The sequence below is a fragment of the Paenibacillus rhizoryzae genome, from assembly GCF_059686995.1.
Genome location: NZ_JCAALT010000010.1, coordinates 24665 through 41540 on the forward strand (window position 1 = coordinate 24665; position 16876 = coordinate 41540).

Sequence of the window (16876 nt, forward strand, 5' to 3'; positions counted from 1 at the left end):
CGAACGGAAACCAATCCTAGCAGAATGCTCCATTCGAAGCTTTGGCTTCGAACGGAAACCAATCTGCTTATATGCTCTCCTCCCGCATGGGGGAAGGGCATTTTTTCTATCAAGAGAGGGGGTAGGAGAAGATGGGCATACAGGGCGAACAAGCTTTTCTGGCAGGGGCGATTAGATGGGATGCGTGGTTTCCGGGCAACGAAACTTACGCGGGGTTCGTGGATCCGACACTTTATACCCGTTATAGCAGCAGGGAGCCTATTGATGGCTGGTTCGATTCGGAGGTTCCGGATCATGCTGATCGGGTTGACCGCCAAATTCAAGCTGCGGCTGATGGGATGCTCGACTTCTGGGCTTTCGTCTGGTATCCGGACGATGATCCTCATGAGGGGATTAGACGGCTAAATAATCCGTTGAAGGACTACATGGCTTCTTCGAAACATGATCTGCTGCAGTTTGCGCTCATCCTGCAGACCGGTTGGGTAAGCGGCGCGAACCAAGAGGAGCGACGGGGCTGGCGGCGACGCAATGTACCTGAGTTTGTAGCGCTTATGAAGGACAAGCAGTATGTGCTGGTGGACGGCAACCGGCCGCTGCTGTTCTGGATGGACACGGGACTGCTTGATGACGCGGAGCGCGGATTCGGCAGCCGCTGGGCTGAAGAGCTGGCGTACTTGGCGGAAGCTTGCGCGGTGGCCGGTCTGGGTTCGCCTTACTTGGTTGATATGCGCAACGACTATGGATCTGCCGCTCGGTTTGGTTTTGACGGTGTATCCGATTATGGTCCGGCGTCGCATAGCGGCGAAGGGCATTATACGTTTGAAGAGCTGGCTCGCCATGATCGTAACAAACGAGATATCGGGAAGGGTCTTAAAGTGATCCCCGGCGTCAGTGCGGTTATCGATCCGAGTCCGCGCCATAATGCGACTTGGACGGCTGCTGTTGGGGCTAGCTATTATGGGTACTCGTTTGAATTTCCGACCTATGCGGAATGGTTCGAGCATCTCAGCGAAATGCGCAGCTGGCTGTCCCGTCATCCGCAGCATACGAGCTCGCCGCCTGTAATGGCGATCTATGCATGGAATGAGCTGGATGAAGGCGGTCCCGGCATCATGCCGACGAAGCAGGAAGGCACGATGTTTCTGGATGCGCTTCGCGCGGTGAAGACGGGCGTCCATCCGGAGCGGATAGAGAATCGGATGAATGATTCGAATCCCGGCATCGGCTATGAAGGGAACTGGCAGCGGGAGCGCGGAGCTGCGGGCAGTTATAACGATGACTACACTTGGAGCGAAACGGAAGGGGATAGCTTCAGCTTCTCCTTCCATGGAACATGGGTGAAGCTGTGCGGAGGGCGAAGTATAGTCGGAGGGACGGCAACGGTTGAGATCGATGGTACTGCTGCTGCTGCTGCGGGTACTGCTTATCAGGAATTGGAGCAGGACAGCGTATGGTTCGAGGCTGAAGGCCTGGCGCCAGGTGCGCATGTGCTGCGCGTAACGTTAACTGGCGGCAAATTGGCGCTTGATGTGATTCGGTTCGGCTAGATGTGAGTATAGGACAAGGTTACAGGATGGAGCGGATCAATCACATTTGATACGGAAATGTAACTCTTCTGTAACGCAAAAGGGGTCATATCGTTTTATAATCAAACATGCAGCCTAGAGACAGGTTAGTCAGTCAGCAAGTAGGGGGAAACGGTCCCCTGCCGGAAGGAGAATGTTAATATGCCAAAACCATTAGGAAACAGCGGCCGCTACATGCCCGGAATCGATGGTTTGCGTGCAATTGCCGTATTTGCGGTAATCGCTTATCATCTGAATCTATCGTGGGTACCGGGCGGGTTGCTGGGTGTAGGCATTTTCTTCGTCCTCTCCGGCTACTTGATAACCGATATATTATTAAAACAACAGAGTCATACAAAGCGGCTGAATCTCGGTGATTTCTGGATTCGCCGGGCGAGAAGACTGCTGCCGGCCATGTTTATCATGCTCCTGCTCGTTGCGGCTTGGCTGCTTTGTGCAGACCCGGCAAGACTGTCTTCGTTAAAAGGGGAAATCGGTTCAGCGCTGATCTATACGAGCAACTGGCGGCTGATTTTTCATCAGGTATCCTATTTCGAATCATTTGGGCCGCCGTCGCCGTTTGGCCATTTGTGGTCGCTCGCCGTTGAGGAACAGTTCTATCTCGTATGGCCGCTCGCGCTTGTACTGTTAGTGCGCTGGGTACCGCAGCGCGGTAAACTGACGCTCGTCATATTGGCAGGGGCGGCAGCATCCGCCGGTCTGATGGCCGCACTCTATGAACCGGGGCTTGATCCGAGCCGTGTCTATTACGGCACAGATACACGGGCTTTTGCGCTGCTGATCGGGGCTGCTTTGGCCGTGATATGGCCAAGCTGGAAGCTGTCCGAGCATGCCAGAAGCAAGACGAAACTGGTGCTGGACGTCGTTGGCTTCAGCGGCCTGGCCGTTGTGCTGGCTATGATTGCAACTGTAGGCGAATATGATGAGACGCTGTATCGCGGCGGGATGGTTGTATTGTCGCTTGCAACTGCGGCAGTTGTCGCCTCGCTGGCACATCCTTCGAGCAGAATTGGCCGCATGCTGGGATGTAAGCCGCTGCGCTATTTAGGCGTGAGATCCTACGGCATCTATCTCTATCATTATCCGATCATTGCTCTGACTACGCCTACGGCGGAGGTAGACGAGTTTCATGCGATGCGAGCCGTGCTTCAAGTGGCGGCAGCTATTGTATTGGCCGAACTCTCCGGGCGTTTTGTCGAGGAACCGATTCGTCGCGGTGCGCTGGGCAGACTTCGCAGCAAGCTCTCGCAATTGGCTGCTAGGCAGCGTCAGCCGCTCCGCGCAAGTCGGATCGTGCTGGTCATGTCACTATGTGCGCTGATGGCTGTCAGTGTATCATGCTCTACGCAATTGTACGCGATAGACGGCGGATTATCGGCGGGCATTCCCATTCTGAAGCCGGGTATGTCAAATGTGAGGCCGGCCGAAGATCAAGCCGATCAGGCTGTATCGGAAGGTGGCCAGGAGACGGAGGATCATCCCGTTGTGACGAAGCCGGATGATACGGAATCGAGCAATACGACTCCGGGGGACGTGAGTCCGAGTGAACCGGACTCGGGAGATACGGATTCGAGTCAAACGAATCCTGGCGATACAGACGTTATTGATACAGATCCTGTAGGAGATGGGACAAGTCCTGATAAGCCGGTTACAAGTAAACCGGACGAAGCGGGTACAGCAGCAGATAAGCCGGGCAACGGCGAGAGGGATCATGGCAGCACGAATGACAACGGAGCCACCAAGTCGCCGACGACGCCATCAGTTAAACCAACCCCTCCTCCAACCAAACCAACGCCACATAAACCGATAACACCGCCTGCAGCAGGCAGTGTTACGGTAATCGGCGACTCGATTCTTCTGGATGCGAAGCCCTATCTGGAAGAGCTTGTGAAAGGAATTGTCGTGGATGGAAAGGTCGGACGGCAGATGTCCGAGGCTGACGAAGTAGTCCTGGAGCTGAAGGAAAGTAACAAGCTGGGGCAAACCGTCATTATTGAGCTTGGCACGAATGGCTCGTTCTCGGACAAGCAGCTGAATACGTTGTTAACGGCAATTGGCAGTGAACATAAAGTCATTCTCGTCAACACGCGCGTTCCTCGTAAATGGCAGGATGTCGTAAACGATATGCTGGCCGATACGGTCACGAAGATCCCGGGTATTTCGCTTATCGACTGGTATTCCGCCAGCAAAGGACAAGACGATTTCTTCAGCAATGATGGCGTTCATCTGAGGAAGAACGGCGCGCAGTTCTTCGCACAATTGCTTGTAGACGCTTTGGCCAAACAATCCTAAACAAGAAGCCCCCGCGGGTCTGCGTAACACAGTCCCGCGGAGGCTTCTTCTGTTCTATTAGCGAGGCGCCAGAAGCGCCTCGTTCTCACTCTTGTTTCCGTTCACGTTCGCCGTGTGCGGATCACCAAGAAGTTTCCGGCCTTTGCCGTATGGAATACAAAGCGGTGTTCCGAAGATCGGATCCTGTACGACCTGACACTCCATATTGAACACCTCGCGAATAAACGCCTCGTTCACAATTTGCTCCGGTTTTCCTTGCGCAAAGATGCGTCCTTCCTTAACCGCCACAATATGATGCGCGTACCGGCAAGCAAGATTGATATCATGAAGCACCATCACGATGGTCCGGTTTTCTTGCGCGTTCAGATCAAAAAGAAGATCCAAAATTTCGATTTGATGCGTCATATCGAGATAGGTGGTAGGCTCATCGAGCAAAATCGTTTGCGTGTTCTGCGCTAACGTCATGGCGATCCAAGCGCGCTGCCGTTGCCCGCCTGATAGCGAGTCTACCGTACGGGCGGAGAATTCCTCCATATGGGTCGCTTGCAGCGCTTTCTTCACCATTTTCTCATCCTCTGCGGACCACTGTTGAAGGAAGCTCTGATAGGGGTAGCGTCCCTGCTTCACGAGCTGCTGCACGGTCAATCCTTCCGGAGCTGTCGGCCCTTGCGGCAGAATAGCCAGACGCCTGGCCACTTCTTTGCCGGACAGCTTGGCAATGTCGGAGCCATCGAGCACGATGGAGCCTTCTTGCGGCTTCAATAAGCGGGCAAGGGAGCGAAGCAGGGTTGATTTGCCGCAGCCGTTGCTCCCGATAAACACCGTAATTTGGCCTTTCGGAATCTCTAATTGAAGATTAGAAAAAATCGGTTTCTTTCCATACGATAACGTGAGGTTAGTAGCTGCAATAACAGACACAAGATTCACTCCTTTTACGAGTTGCGGTGGCGATAGAGCAAGAAGATAAAGAACGGCGCTCCGATTGCGGCCGTAAATACGCCTGCAGGGATATCGAGCGGAATAAACGCGACTCTGGCCACCAAATCAGACAGCATGAGGACAAGCGAGCCGATCAGAGCGGATGCCGGAATGACGCCCCCGTACGAAGGGCCAACCAGCTTGCGCGCAATATGCGGAGCCATGAGTCCGATGAAATTGATGGCGCCGCCAATGGCCACTGCTGTACCTGCGAGTGCGACACTGATCATAAGCAGCATCGTTCTTTTGGCATTAACGGAACTGCCTACGCCTGTAGCGACTTCATCGCCGAGCTCTTGTACGTTCAGATGCCGGGCATAGATGAGCGCAATTGGCATTAATACGAGCATCCATGGCAGCAGCGTCAGCACATCACGTTTCCAGGACACCCCGTAGATGCTGCCTGTCATGAACGTAAAGGCTTTTACCGCAACAGCAGTTGGCGTAAACGATGCCGTGAGAATGAGCATGTAGGTGGCTGCCGTCAACGCGGTTGCCATGCCAATCCCGATAAGCACAAGCCGAAGCGGGGTAATGCCTCTTCGATAAGCAAAGAGATAGATCAGGAATGCCGCGGCGAAAGCGCCTGCAATCGAGCTGATCGGCATATAGCGTATGCTGACATTTGACATATAAATGATAAAGAACACCGTACCGAGCGAAGCACCGCCCGATATACCGATGACGTCGGGGGAAGTAAGCGGATTGCGTACGATACCTTGCAGCAGTGCACCGGAAACAGCCAGCATCGAACCTACCATAATGGCGATGACAACACGAGGCATTCTCAGTTTGAAAATAATCATGGAATCCGCTTGGTCGCCTATACCGAGCAATGAGCGAATCACCGCCATCGGGCTTACGACGGTGCTGCCCAGCCCAACACAGACAATGATGCCGACAAGATTGGCAGCAATTAAGAGCAGAATAACAGACAAGGTTCTGCGTTCGATCAGGAACGATAGACGATTGTTTCGCAGTGTAAGAGACTTGCTCATGTTAACGCTCCCCCCTTCTGGCAATGTAGACGAAGAACGGAACGCCGATAATTGCGGTCATAATGCCGACAGGCACTTCACCGGGATAGGCAATAAAACGTGAACCCACATCAGCGACGAGCAGCAATATAGCTCCGAGGAAGGCACAATAAGGGAGAACCCAGCGGAAATCAATGCCTACCACGTAACGTGTAATATGCGGAATAATAATCCCTACGAAAGCGATCGGACCTGCAATGGAGACCGAGCCGCCAGCCAGCAATACGATAATGACGGCAGCTGCGAGTTTTATGTAGACGGTCGTCTGTCCAAGTCCGGTAGCAACATCATCTCCTAATACGAGCAGATTCATATGACGGGAGAGGACCAAAGTGCCCAGAAGCGCAATTCCCATATAGGGGGCTGCGGTCGTGAAGATATGCATGTCTCGTCCGGCTACCGAACCTACGAACCAATACAAGACTTGATCGAAGGTTTGACCGCCGGTAAGCAGCACGCCCATCGAGAGGGAAGAGAAGAACGCTGTCATGGCAGCGCCTGCGAGCGTCACCTTCAGCGGGGTCAAACCATCACTGCCGATGGAGCCTAGGATATAGACAAGCAATGCCGTAAATGCTGCGCCAACGAAGGCCAGCGTCGCGAACGTGCCCAGACTGCTTGCGCCGAAGAATGCTGAGCTTACCACAATGAAGAAAGCCGCCCCGGCGTTGATGCCAAAGAGGCTTGGCGATGCGAGCGGGTTGCGGGTAATGCCCTGCATCAATGCGCCTGCTACGGCAAGACTGGCACCGGCGAAGGCGGCGATTAAGGCTCTTGGCATCCTTGCCGTCTGGATGATGAGATGCTCTTGCGATCCGTTATAAGAGATATAAGATTCCAGAATGGTATGCAGGCTTATATCGGAAGTTCCAAAGACGATACTGCCTGACATCCCGATGACGAGAAGGACTAAACAGGCGATTAGACCCAGTACCTTCTGAAGGCGCGTTGTAAGTAAGGTGTTCATAGTTGCCCCATTCCTAGCGTTAGCGTGTGAGATTAAGGTGTAGAAGAGAATAATTGCACTTTGTCATTCTAGGCGATGAGCTTCTCGATGTCAATGAGAGTGATTCTCAAAATCATTGACATCCGAATTTATCCCTGCTATAGTTGCTAACTGTAAAAGCATTGATAATCATTTTCAAATACGAAAGGAAGTTTTCTCGAAATGGTATCCGTTTTGAAGAAGAAGTACACGTGGTCCGTCTTTGTTTTGTTGCTTACTTTCGCACTCATCTTGTCCGCTTGCGGGCAGTCCAATTCTAACAATAATGCTGCTAATAGCGCGGGTAATTCATCGAATTCGGCAGCGACGAATTCCGAAGAGCATAAAGTCACTCACGCCATGGGAGAGACCACAATCAAAGGAACTCCGCAGCGCATCGTTGTATTGACGAACGAAGGAACAGAAGCGTTGCTGGCACTTGGCGTGAAGCCCGTAGGAGCTGTTAAATCATGGACAGGCGATCCGTGGTATGACCATATCAAAGCAGACATGGAAGGCGTAACGGTAGTTGGCGAAGAAAGCCAGCCGAACGTAGAGCTTATTGCCAGCCTGAAACCCGATCTCATCATCGGTAACAAGCTGCGCCAAGAGAAAGTATATGACCAATTGAGTGCGATCGCACCGACGATCTTCTCGGAAACCCTTCGCGGAGCTTGGCAGTCGAACTTCATGCTGTATGCCGGCGCAATCGGTAAAACAGCTGAAGGCGAGAAAATCATCAAAGCCTATGATGACCGTGCAGCTGGCTTCAAAGCGAAAGCAGGCGACAAGCTGAACGAGAAAGTATCGGTTGTACGGTTTATGGCCGGTAAAACGCGTATTTACCTAGATGATACGTTTACGGGAATCGCGTTCTCCAAGCTTGGCATTACACGTCCGGATAATCAGAAGAATTATAAGGAAACATTCGTAGAAGAGATCACGAAGGAACGTCTTCCGGAGGTTGATGCGGATCGGTTGTTCTACTTCACTTACGAGACCGGCGATGGCAAAGGTACGGCGATGGAAGAGGAAATGCTGAAGGATCCGCTGTGGCAGAGCCTGAACGTGGTGAAGAACAAAAAGGCGATTCGAGTGAGCGATGCGATCTGGAATACAGCCGGCGGCGTAATTGCAGCGAACTTGATGCTTGATGAGCTGTTCAAAATCTACGAAGTCAACTAATCATAGAAGTCAATAAAGAGGCTGAGGCGTCCGGGGTACAGGCGCAATCAGCCTCTTTTTCTATGTCTATTCCGCAGTTTAGTTCATAAGCTTGTTGATCTTGCTGCCCATCTTCACGTAACCATATAGGAGCAAGGCGAAGAGGAGAATATAGATGACTGCCAGGGGAAAAACTACGCCCCAGAATTGGTGGCCGCGAGGCAGCAGGTTCGCCATATTGATCGCGCACAGCCCGATGTTCAGGAGCAGCATCACGCCCATCATGCGTTGGATTTTCTTATAATGTGCGGCAAGCGAATCGCGGTCGGAATACAGACGAGGCACCTCCCCGGGCTGCCACTCTCTGCGAAAGTAATGCCAGATCCCTCCATAAGGGATGACATACTCCCAGCCTGCATCCCGGTACAGCTCGATATACTCCTGCAGCTTGCCGTTCTTCATTGTCAGACCCGGCTGATAGTCCAGACTGTAGGTGTAGCGAACCGCTTCATCCCGTACGAAAGTACCGCTCAAGAAACCGGATTTTTGCAGATGCAGACCGCGTGCGGAAAGCTCGTTCATCCAATTTTCTTCATTCTCGTAATCCCAGCTTAAGTTCAGCCGATACTTTTTCTCCGTGTTTGGTTTCATCTCGGATCACTCCTTATATGAAATTTGCGCCAGCTGTCCGGCTTTCAGAAGCTCTTCAAGCCGAACCATTTCCGCGGCTACGGCCGCTTTGCCATCCTCTGTGATGGCATACATCTTCCGTCTTGGATCAAGGCCATCCGGTGCGGGGAATGGAATGATGAGCCCTTTGTTCAGCAGGGTGTTAAGTGCCGTATAGAGCGTGCCTGCCCCAATCTTCACGCGGCCGCCGCTCATCTTCTCGGCGTCCTGCATAATCCCGTATCCATGAGAAGGCGCTACGTGCAGCGCCACGAGAATGTAATAGAACGCCTCTGTAAGGGGCAAGGAATCTTTGACCATAGGGTTCACTCCTTTCGAATTCAAATGTATCGTCAGTCGATATATCTTATACCGATATAATACTCTTAGATATATCGGGTGTCAATATAGTTGGGATACAAAAGTTGGAAAATGGGCGAGTCCGCCGCAAGCAGTGAAATTTTTACCGAAATTTAACCAACTATACGCTATCATAGCTATAGCTGTTACGCAGAGGCTGAAGGTTTGGTTGTCGAGGGGGAGTCAGAGGAGGCTTAAGGAGAAAATATGAATAGACGAATATCGATGATCCTCATGCTAATCGTAGTGGCGGCGGGGCTTTGGATCGGTTTCCTGCAATTGCGGCCGCCGTCGCCGCCAACGGAGTCCAATGCGGACTATCCGGCCTTTCAGCGGATGCTGGCCAATTTGACGGCAATGACTGCCGTGCCGCATCCATCCGGTTCCAAGGAACTCGAGGCCGTACGGACCCATCTATTGGCTCAAATTCGAGACATGGGGCTGGAACCGACCGTTGATCATGAACTGTACACGGCAGCCGACTTGGAGGCCGAGCATCTTGCTCAAGATGGCCCGCCGAGGGAAGAGCGAATCGAAAGGAATAAACCTGCCGGAGATAAGATGCCGGCTCCGGGAGCGAAAGTCATCGAAATTCACAGAGAAGGCGGACCGCTGAGGGATCTGGCTTTGAGCAATATATGGGTGAAGCTGGATGCGCCTGACACGCATCGCGGCATCCTCATGCTGGCCCATTACGACAGTGAGGACAACGCCCTTGGTGCGGCCGATGATATGGTATCCGTCAGTTCGCTGTTAGAAGCCATGCGCGAACAAGGCAGGCATCCCGAGCTGCTGAAGAATGATCTCTACTTCTTGTTTACGGATGGAGAGGAGGAGAGCGCATTAGGTGCAAAAGCCTTCATAAAATCGCATCCCGAGCTTCAGAGTAAGGTAGAACTTGTCATTAATTTCGATGCACGCGGGGATCGCGGCGGATTGTTTATGTTTGAGACTTCTACGCCGAACTATGGGCTCTTGCAGCATTTTCAATCGGCAAGCCCGCATCCGATTGCCTTCTCTTTCACAACCGGGCTTTATCGCAAAATGCCCAATGGAACGGATCTAACCTTTTTTATGGATGCGGGTTATCGGGGTCTCAATTTCGCAGTGGCAGAAGGGGTGGAGCATTATCACCGGATGACGGATAGCGTTGAAAATCTGGATCGCGGAACTGCTTATCACTTCTTGCAGACTGCTAAGGAAATGGCTGATTACGCAGGGCATGTGCAAATTGGTGGGGACAGCAGTTTGACGAGGGACAGTGTCTTCTTCACCTTCCTGCCCGGCCATCTTGTAGTGATGACTGATATCGTCGCTTATATCCTAGCCGGATTAGCTGTGCTGGCTTCTTTATTCTGGTTGGTGATGCAGCTTCGACAGGGCAGGGTTAAACTTCGCGGAATCGTTGTCGGCTCAGGGTGGCTGGCGGGTTCCGTTGCGGCGATGGGCCTGCTTAGCTGGGGCATCGTATTCTTGGTAACCGAGATGATGGGACTGAGCAAAAGAACGAATAACGACAATGTGTTTCTCTGCTTATTCGTTGTGCTTAGTTTGTTCATTCTTGCTGCGATGTCCTTCAGAATGAGCAAACAGTCGCTAGCCGAAGCGCTGGCAGGATTGCTGCCTATTCAATTGCTGCTAACAATCGGAACAACGTTCTTGTTCGCTCAGCTCAGTTACTTATTTGCATTATCAACACTGGGCATGCTGATCGTCGCCATGATGGATTGGCATCGTATTGGACGGATGATGGCCTCGTCTGTGGTTGGTTTCGGAATATTGCTGCTTTATGTACCGGTGGGCTGGCTACTCTTTGTCTTGTTTATGATGCCCATCACGCCGGTTGTTATTGCTTTGAGCGTACTGCCATTTTCGATTCTGACCGCTTTTTTTGCATCCACCTATAAGTTGGACTCCAAGTAGCTGCTAAGCAACGCTCATGGCCGCGGCTGTGCAGAACACCGCTTATCAAGTGTCCTCCTTTTCTAACGAACCGTAGGGGTCTTATTGGGGAGAAAAGAACTCTTCGGTTATTCTAACGAACCACAGAGACCTTATTGAGTCGAAATACACGGAATTATACGAACTTTTAGCCGAATAGAGCCTGTAGGGTTCGTTAGAATTTCAAACTGTTGCTTTTTGGTCAAATAAGGCCCGTACGGTTCGTTAAATGATAGGACGCTATCGCATCTGAAGTTTACCCGGTTGCCTACAATCTGCAAAGCCCCCTCTATACGAGGGGGCTTTCTATTTGACTGTCCTTATTATTCAGAATGCTATCCTCGAGCACGGCGGATCGATCGCCGTATTCTTTAATAATATGCGTGTCCCCCCAATTGCACAGCGCATTTAAGATGGATTCCAAGCTCCATCCATAGTCGCTGAGCTCATACTCCACTTTAGGCGGAACCTGATTGTAGCTGATCCGATTCACTATGCCGTCATGCTCCAGCTCTCGCAGCTGCTGCGTTAACATTTTCTGCGTAATGCCCGGCATGAGGCGGCGGAAATCACTGGTTCGTTTCTTTCCGTGCGTCAGATGGCAAAGGATGACGCATTTCCATTTTCCGCCGATCACCTCTAGCGTTGCTTCCACCGAGATGTTGTATTTCTTCTTAAGCAAAGGCTGTTCCTCCCCCAAACGTCGATAGGCACTTTTTAGTGCGTATAGCACTTGGAAGTGCCTATATCACCAAAAAGTACGTACTGTTCATATAAGCTTATTTCACCTATAGTAGCACTTACCGGCCGGGAATACCAAACCAAACGAAAGAAGAGATCTCACATGGCATTCGATAAAAAGAGAAGTACATTAGCCCTGCTTGCGCTCGCCATAAGCGCCTTCGCAATCGGGACAACGGAGTTTATCAGCGTGGGGCTGCTGCCTCTAGTCTCGAAAGACTTGAACATATCTGTGACTACTTCCGCTTTAACGGTAACTATATATGCGCTTGGGGTAACCTTGGGCGCCCCAATACTGACTACCTTAACGTCTAGTATCCCGCGCAAAACCTTGCTGCTATGGATTATGCTTGTTTTTATTGTCGGGAATAGCCTTGCGGCGGGGGCTAGCGGGATTGGGATTTTGCTCACAGCTCGAGTGATCTCGGCTTTTGCCCATGGGATCTTCATGTCGATCGGCTCAACGATTGCGGCTGACCTCGTACCTGAGAACCGCAGAGCGAGCGCAATTGCGATTATGTTCTCCGGACTTACCGTGGCGACCGTTACAGGCGTGCCTCTGGGGACGTTAATCGGTCAAGAATGGGGATGGCGGGCTGCCTTTATCGGGATCGTCGCGATCGGTATTATTGCCCTGATCGCTAACCTGATCTTGATTCCTGCGAATATGCGAAAAGGAAGCCGAACGCCGTTTCGCGAGCAGCTCAAGCTTGTCACGAATGGACGGCTGCTGCTGGCATTCTCCATTACGGCAATCGGATATGGGGGCACCTTTGTCGTCTTCACTTATTTATCCCCGTTGCTGCACAATATAACCGGATTTAAAGACACGACGATCGCGGTCATTCTGCTTGTCTATGGCGTGGCCATTGCGATCGGCAACGTCATTGGAGGTAAGGCGGCCAACCGCAAGCCGGTTTCTGCTTTGTTCTATATGTTTATTTTGCAATCCATCGTGCTGCTCGTCTTAACGTTTACCGTTCCGTTTAAAGCTGCGGCGCTGATTACGATTTTCTTCATGGGATTGCTGGCTTTCATGAACGTGCCGGGCTTGCAAGTGTATGTCGTGCTTCTGGCCGAGCGTTATGCGCCGAAAGCGGTTGATGTCGCGTCTGCTGTCAATATTGCCGCGTTTAACGCCGGAATTGCGATTGGAGCCTTTATGGGCGGCGTCGTGACGGACTCCATCGGTCTTATTCATACCGCATGGGTTGGAGCATTGATGGTGTTCGGAGCGGTTATCTTAACGGGGAGGGCGCGCGTCTTGGAGCGGCGAGCCGAAGCGAACGGCTTAACATCTGAATCTGCACCAGCAACAGCATCTACATCCTACTAAACATAAACTCAGGAGGTTTTTCTTATGATTGCGAAACAGGTACAGGATACAACAACCTTACACAACGGCGTTAAAATGCCTTGGCTCGGGCTGGGCGTATTTCAAGTGGCAGAAGGCGATGAGCTTGTCCAAGCCGTCAAAACAGCTATAAAACAAGGCTATCGGAGTGTAGATACAGCGGCTATTTACGGGAATGAACAAAGTGTGGGGCAGGGGATTCGAGAAGCCATTTCGGAGTCCGCGATCACAAGAGAAGAGCTGTTCGTGACGTCAAAAGTTTGGAATGCTGACTTGGGTTACGAAGCTACGCTGGCAGCTTATGAAGCAAGCTTAGCTAAACTAGGCTTGGACTATCTCGATCTCTACCTCATCCATTGGCCGGTGCAAGGCAAATACAAAGAGGCATGGCGGGCACTTGAAACGCTCTATAAAGAAGGCCGCGTGAGAGCCATTGGCGTGAGCAACTTCCAAATCCATCATCTTGAAGATGTGATGAAGGATGCTGCCGTTAAACCTATGGTGAACCAGGTGGAGCTCCACCCTCAACTGTCGCAACTGGAGCTTAGACAATTCTGCGCGGAGCACGGCATTCAAATCGAAGCCTGGTCCCCGTTGATGCAAGGTCATTTGCTGGAGCATCCCGTGCTGAAAGAAATCGCAGACACGCATAACAAATCGATTGCTCAAGTGATCCTGCGTTGGGATCTGCAGCATGGAATTGTGACGATTCCGAAGTCGACGAAGGAACATCGCATCGCCGAGAATGCGTCGCTGTTCGATTTTGAGCTCTCGGCCGATGAGGTAGCCCGCATTGATCAGCTGAACCAAAACCTTCGCGTCGGCCCGGACCCGGACAACTTCGACTTCTAAGTTGGGCTGACTAGCAGAAATACGCGAAAAGGAATGTGGCCATTAGGGCAACATTCCTTTTTCGTTTGGAGCTCTCACGGTCAGCAACGGGAAAGTAGCCGCAAGTGAGGTACCGGTTACCGCATACTCGTTAAGCGTTCGTCCAAGCCTCATAATAAGCTTCTATCGTTGGATAGCGATCGTCTTTATCCGCACTAACCGCTCGTAGAGCAGCGAGATATTGCTTCTCGGAAGCCTGCCATTTCTCGATCGAGCGGTCCATTCCGCCGCCCATCAGTTGAAATGCAGTAGCTCCCATTACGAAAACATTGGAGCGTTCATCAATCTCGGCGCCAAGCTGGAATTCTTCCGGAGACATATACCGACTGGAGCCCCACATACGCCCCATTGTATTGATTACGGGGCTCTTGCTATATACTTCAATATCGCAAATCATGGTCCGTTGTGTGCGGAAGTCATACATGATACTGCCATCGTAGAAATCTAAGGCGATATAGCCGCATGTAATGGTATGGATGTGAAATAATACGAGATCCGAGTAGAGCGCCAGCTTCTCTTCGAGCGGCAGAGCTAAAAATTTATCATGAGACTGATACTGCCTGCCCATACACTCGCCCTCGAACCACTCGTAGACGGTCAGATAGCCGCCGGGGATTTCCTTGTGCGCGATCATATCAATGAGCACCGGATGGCGTAAATCCTCATAAACAACTACGGTAGATCGAAGTCGAGCGATGGCTTCTTCCGGACTGACATTACTCTCTAGCGTGGCTGCACCGGCCATTTTCAAGAATAGCTTCCCGTTCTCGCTCTGAACGCCAAAGCACAGGTATCCGGAATCTTGTTTATCGAAGACTGCAAAAACCTCGCCATATTCGCCTAGAAAGTCAAAGTCAAAATCCGCCTTCAACCCGAAAGATACGCCATCCATGTGTCGCGTTATCATTGCTGCCTCCTTGAATTTGGTTTTCCTCCATTATCCATATATTTTCAATTATAGCGGATTCCCGTCTTCGAAAGTGAGAAAAGGACTGTCCTATATGTCATCCAAGATGACAAGGGGCAGCCCTTACTCTTATTTTACGGCGCCAGCGGTTATACCGCTTGCGATTCGACGCTGGAAGATGATATACATGAACAGAACAGGCACGATCGTGATGAGCAAAGCAGCGAATAGGGGACCCCACTCGGTACGGTACTGCATCTCCGCTCGCATGACACCAATCTCAACAGGCAATGTATACTGCAGGGGATCATTAACGAGGATCGTACCTACGATATATTCGTTCCAGATGTTCAAGACATTAATGATCGCAAGGGTGATTAAACCCGGCTGCGATAACGGCAGCATGACCCGGAAGAACGTTCCGAAATAAGAAGTACCATCGACGATAGCAGCTTCTTCAAGCTCCTTCGGCAGCGATTTGAAGAAGCCGACGAGTACGAAGATCCCGAAAGCGAGCAAGCTTGAGGCATAGACGACGATCAATCCGAGCTTCGTATTAATCAAATGCATCGAATTCATTAAGAAGAACAAAGGAATAAGAGCAAGCACGAACGGAATCATCATGGAAGAGATGTAGAGCAGATACAGCATGTTACTGCCTCTGAACTTATATCTCGCCAGCACATAGGCTGTCATTGCCGATAGGATAAGGCCAAGCCCAGTGGAGCCCGCTGTGACAACTAGTGAGTTGATGAAATAGGTGCCGAAGTTGTAGTTACTCCACACATAGGAGAAATTGGACCACAGCAGCGGGAATTCCGGCAAGGACCACGGCGCATTGCGGAAGAACTGCTCATTATTTTTCAAAGCGTCCAGGAGTGTCCAAAACAGCGGGTATAAGACCGATATGCCCCATACGACAAGGATCCCATAGAAGAATAGTTTAGCGACTGGATTTCTTAAGCCTACAATCATCTCGAAGTCCTCCTTAACTCATCTCGACGGTTTCGTGGCGCATTAACCGTTGAAGTACGATTGTCGTAATTAACGACAAGATCAAGATGATAAATCCGATCGAAGCACCATAGCCGAAATGATACTGGCGGAATGCCATTTGGTATAAATAGGAGCCCATTACCTGCGTGCTGTTATCCGGACCGCCCTCCGTCATGATCCACACAATCACGAACGAGCCGTTAAGCGTCGTCATCATGATATTGAGCGTCGACACTTTAATTTGCTCCCAGACGAGTGGAAGGGTAATGTTGCGGAATTGCCCCCATTGTCCTGCTCCTTCTAAGCTGGCCGCTTCGTAATAGGAGTCCGGAATGCTCTGGATCGCGGCGATCAGGAGAATCATATAGAATCCGATACCGGCCCAAATCGCCGGAGGCAGCAGCATCCAAATCGTGTGATTCGTAAATCCAAGCCATGTAATCGTGACTTGTTCTTTCGTGAATAACGACAGAAACGCGTTCAAGAAACCGATTTGCGGATTATATATGAAGTTCCACAATACGCCGATAACGACGACGGAAATAACATTCGGAATGAAGAAAATCGAACGGAAGAACCCTGACAGCCTAAAGCCGAACCGGGTAAGCGCTACAGCGAAAAAGGTGGCGATCGTCATAATGCCGATAACCTTGCCCACTACCAGAAAATAATCGTTGCCAATCGCTCTCCATACAATGGGATCGTGAAACAATTCCTTGAAATTATCCAACCCGATAAAGGTTTTATGATGCGACATGCCCGACCAGTCAAAGAAAGAGAAGTATAACCCTTGCGCAACCGGATAAATCGTAAATACCCCAAAGAACAAAAGAGTAGGGATAATGAATGTTGCGATGAATACATTACGCTGCCACTTAGCCGTTCTATGAGTCATAGTGCCTGCCATCCCTCCGAGTAAATTAGCAGAGAATGATCGAGGCGGCTGCCCCGATCACCCTCCGCGTTAAGCCTCTG

15 protein-coding genes are annotated in these 16876 nt (G+C 51.1%); 6 read left to right on the forward strand and 9 right to left on the reverse strand.

All coding sequences use genetic code 11. The features are described from left to right. The first annotated feature begins 131 nt into the window (after positions 1–131). Both AC6ESO_RS25105 and AC6ESO_RS25110 read left to right on the forward strand, forming a co-directional pair. A complete protein-coding gene (locus tag AC6ESO_RS25105; RefSeq protein ID WP_497093778.1) occupies positions 132–1547 on the forward strand; it encodes a glycoside hydrolase family 71/99 protein in 1416 nt (471 codons plus the stop codon). A 180-nt stretch (positions 1548–1727) separates the two neighbouring features. Next, positions 1728–3878 carry an acyltransferase family protein gene (locus AC6ESO_RS25110; protein ID WP_497093779.1) on the forward strand — a complete coding sequence of 717 codons (2151 nt, stop codon included), beginning with the start codon at positions 1728–1730 and terminating at the stop codon, positions 3876–3878. Positions 3879–3935: 57 nt separating this feature from the next. Here AC6ESO_RS25110 and AC6ESO_RS25115 read toward each other — a convergent pair whose 3' ends face one another. Genes AC6ESO_RS25115 through AC6ESO_RS25125 form a run of 3 tightly spaced genes read right to left on the reverse strand, consistent with a single transcriptional unit; the run spans position 3936 to position 6860 of the window. After that, positions 3936–4796, reverse strand: coding sequence for an ABC transporter ATP-binding protein (locus AC6ESO_RS25115; RefSeq protein WP_497093780.1), 861 nt, complete (start codon positions 4794–4796; stop codon positions 3936–3938). Between the two features lie 14 nt (positions 4797–4810). Continuing rightward, the gene (locus AC6ESO_RS25120) at positions 4811–5854 is read right to left on the reverse strand and encodes a FecCD family ABC transporter permease (protein ID WP_497093781.1); all 1044 of its coding nucleotides are present in this window, start codon (positions 5852–5854) and stop codon (positions 4811–4813) included. A gap of 1 nt (position 5855) precedes the next feature. Continuing rightward, complete coding sequence (locus AC6ESO_RS25125; protein WP_497093782.1) at positions 5856–6860, reverse strand: FecCD family ABC transporter permease; 1005 nt, start codon at positions 6858–6860, stop codon at positions 5856–5858. 201 nt (positions 6861–7061) lie between these two features. Between AC6ESO_RS25125 and AC6ESO_RS25130 the strand changes: the two genes are divergently transcribed. After that, positions 7062–8063: an ABC transporter substrate-binding protein gene (locus AC6ESO_RS25130; protein ID WP_497093783.1), complete on the forward strand. Its 1002-nt coding sequence runs from the start codon at positions 7062–7064 to the stop codon at positions 8061–8063. A 78-nt stretch (positions 8064–8141) separates the two neighbouring features. Here the strand turns inward: AC6ESO_RS25130 and AC6ESO_RS25135 are convergent, their stop codons facing one another. Together AC6ESO_RS25135 and AC6ESO_RS25140 are read right to left on the reverse strand one after the other, a co-directional pair. Continuing rightward, entirely contained in the window at positions 8142–8693 is a 552-nt protein-coding gene (locus AC6ESO_RS25135) for a DUF2812 domain-containing protein (RefSeq protein WP_497093784.1), read from the reverse strand. Between the two features lie 6 nt (positions 8694–8699). Beyond that, entirely contained in the window at positions 8700–9032 is a 333-nt protein-coding gene (locus tag AC6ESO_RS25140) for a helix-turn-helix transcriptional regulator (protein ID WP_494821965.1), read from the reverse strand. A 246-nt stretch (positions 9033–9278) separates the two neighbouring features. Between AC6ESO_RS25140 and AC6ESO_RS25145 the strand changes: the two genes are divergently transcribed. Beyond that, positions 9279–10994 carry a M20/M25/M40 family metallo-hydrolase gene (locus tag AC6ESO_RS25145; RefSeq protein ID WP_497093785.1) on the forward strand — a complete coding sequence of 572 codons (1716 nt, stop codon included), beginning with the start codon at positions 9279–9281 and terminating at the stop codon, positions 10992–10994. Positions 10995–11301: 307 nt separating this feature from the next. On the opposite strand, the gene AC6ESO_RS25150 is transcribed toward AC6ESO_RS25145, so the two are convergent. Then, positions 11302–11694: a winged helix-turn-helix transcriptional regulator gene (locus tag AC6ESO_RS25150; protein ID WP_494821968.1), complete on the reverse strand. Its 393-nt coding sequence runs from the start codon at positions 11692–11694 to the stop codon at positions 11302–11304. 162 nt (positions 11695–11856) lie between these two features. Here AC6ESO_RS25150 and AC6ESO_RS25155 point away from each other — a divergent pair, with 162 nt between their 5' ends. Further along, positions 11857–13089 (forward strand): MFS transporter, encoded by a 1233-nt coding sequence (locus tag AC6ESO_RS25155; protein WP_497093786.1) that lies wholly within the window; start codon positions 11857–11859, stop codon positions 13087–13089. 24 nt (positions 13090–13113) lie between these two features. Continuing rightward, positions 13114–13959: an aldo/keto reductase gene (locus AC6ESO_RS25160; protein ID WP_497093787.1), complete on the forward strand. Its 846-nt coding sequence runs from the start codon at positions 13114–13116 to the stop codon at positions 13957–13959. 130 nt (positions 13960–14089) lie between these two features. Here AC6ESO_RS25160 and AC6ESO_RS25165 read toward each other — a convergent pair whose 3' ends face one another. The 3 genes from AC6ESO_RS25165 to AC6ESO_RS25175 form a co-directional block, all read right to left on the reverse strand. Continuing rightward, on the reverse strand, positions 14090–14905 hold the full coding sequence (locus AC6ESO_RS25165) for a serine/threonine-protein kinase (RefSeq protein WP_497093788.1): 816 nt from the start codon (positions 14903–14905) through the stop codon (positions 14090–14092). A gap of 129 nt (positions 14906–15034) precedes the next feature. After that, the gene (locus AC6ESO_RS25170; RefSeq protein ID WP_497093789.1) at positions 15035–15880 is read right to left on the reverse strand and encodes a carbohydrate ABC transporter permease; all 846 of its coding nucleotides are present in this window, start codon (positions 15878–15880) and stop codon (positions 15035–15037) included. 13 nt (positions 15881–15893) lie between these two features. Continuing rightward, complete coding sequence (locus AC6ESO_RS25175; protein ID WP_497093790.1) at positions 15894–16796, reverse strand: carbohydrate ABC transporter permease; 903 nt, start codon at positions 16794–16796, stop codon at positions 15894–15896. Between the last annotated feature and the right edge of the window lie 80 nt (positions 16797–16876).